Source organism: Paracoccus chinensis (assembly GCF_900102885.1).
In the GTDB taxonomy this organism is placed as follows: domain Bacteria; phylum Pseudomonadota; class Alphaproteobacteria; order Rhodobacterales; family Rhodobacteraceae; genus Paracoccus; species Paracoccus chinensis.
The window spans coordinates 1-1,590 of the sequence record NZ_FNGE01000066.1; the positions used below are offsets into that span (position 1 = coordinate 1).

The following is a 1,590-nucleotide window of genomic DNA, read 5'->3' on the forward strand; positions in this document are numbered from 1 at the left end:
CCGCCCGCCCCATCCAGTCCCGCACCTGACCGGCCAGAACCTCCGCCACACGCGCAACCTCGGCCGTCTGCGCCTTGACCTCGCGCCACACCCGGACGACCGCGACCTCTATGCCGCGTTCCTTCATCTGCCATGCCCCGGCAGACAGTTGCGGCAACGGATCCCGGTCCAGTTCCACCGCCCGCACCGTCTGGCGCAGCGCCTCGGCCTCGTCGCCGCGATCATGCGCCGCGGTAGCCCGCTCCTGCGCCTCGATCCGCTGCGCCTCTAACGTCCGGTGGTCGATCCGTTCCTCATGGCCGCATCGCTCAAGGGCGCGGTTGTTGTCCCGCGCCCATGCCTCACGCCATCCTTCCAGCATCTCGACCGCGTTCCAGTCCCGGTTCTTCGCACCGAACCCCTCGGGGCCGATCTCGCGGGTGGTCAGCAGAATATGCGCATGGTGGTTACGCTCATCGCCTTCGCGCCCCGGCGCATGAAGCGCGATGTCGGCCACCATGCCACGGGCCACGAACGACCGCTGGCAGAAGTCGCGGACCAGCTCCACCCGCGCCGCGTGGCTCAGCTCGGCGGGCAGGGCCACGCGGACCTCGCGGGCGAGCTGGCTGTTCTTGCGGGTCTCGGCGGCCTCCACCCGGTTCCACAGCGCGGCCCGGTCATGGACCCACGCCGGCGCGTGGTCGGGCGCGAGGATTTCGACATGGGTGACGCCGCTGCGCGCCCGGTAATCGAAGTCGAGCCCGGTGCGCGCGTCATGGATCAACTCGCCGGAGCGGTAGGCGGCCGCGCCTGTGGCGCTGCGCCCGGCCGAGCGGGAGATCATCGTAGCCCGCAGGTGATAGATCGCCATGATTGCGCCGCGCTCAAGCCAAGGGGTCGAGGGGAAGCGCAGCCTCCCCCGCCCACACAAACCAGAATGGTTTGTATAAGTGGGCACTTCGTGTCTTGCAGCCTAGCTGCTCTGGGGCCAGTCTGACAACCAGTGGACGAACAAGGGGTGGCAAAATGGCGCGCAGCATCGACCAGCAGATTGCAGATGCGCAAGCGAATCTGGCGCGACTAAAAACCCGTCAGAAAGTCAGCGACACCCGCCGAAAGATCATCGTCGGCGCCATCGTCACCACAGAAGCCCTGAAAGACCCCAAGATCTCCAAATGGCTGGCCTCTACCCTGCGCAAGAACGCAACCCGGGACGTGGACCAGAAGGAAATCGCCGGGCTACTGACCGACCTCGATGCCAAGGCTCAAAGCGCCGGGGCGGGTGAGGCATGAGCGGCGTCAAAGACCCCTTCGAGATTCTGGCCGATGAAATCACCCTGATCCGCCGCCAGGTCGATCACCTGCAACGCACCAGCCTCGACAAGGACGAGGCCGAAGCCTTCAACGCGACCATCGCCAAATTCATCGCCCAGCTTGGCAAGACTGCGCCGGCCATGCAGGAGGCCATGCGCCGCTATCGAGAAATCCCATGCCGAGAGCATCAGGGCTGCGCAAAGCCTCTCACAGGCCGCTGGAGAGGCCCGCAGGCAGGCGTGGCGCTACTTCGGCGGGTTCTGGGTATGGTTGGCCTCGATCGGAGCCGCAGGGGCG

3 protein-coding genes are annotated in these 1,590 nt (G+C 66.6%); 2 read left to right on the forward strand and 1 reads right to left on the reverse strand.

All coding sequences use genetic code 11. The features are described from left to right. The coding region (gene mobQ, locus BLQ03_RS17635; RefSeq protein ID WP_139166821.1) for a MobQ family relaxase at positions 1-850 on the reverse strand (850 nt) is incomplete at its 3' end. Between the two features lie 155 nt (positions 851-1,005). Here mobQ and BLQ03_RS17640 point away from each other — a divergent pair. Continuing rightward, positions 1,006-1,272 carry a hypothetical protein gene (locus BLQ03_RS17640; protein ID WP_090757590.1) on the forward strand — a complete coding sequence of 89 codons (267 nt, stop codon included), beginning with the start codon at positions 1,006-1,008 and terminating at the stop codon, positions 1,270-1,272. Beyond that, on the forward strand, positions 1,269-1,590 hold a 322-nt coding region (locus tag BLQ03_RS17645), incomplete at its 3' end, for a hypothetical protein (protein ID WP_139166822.1). The genes BLQ03_RS17640 and BLQ03_RS17645, both read left to right, overlap by 4 nt.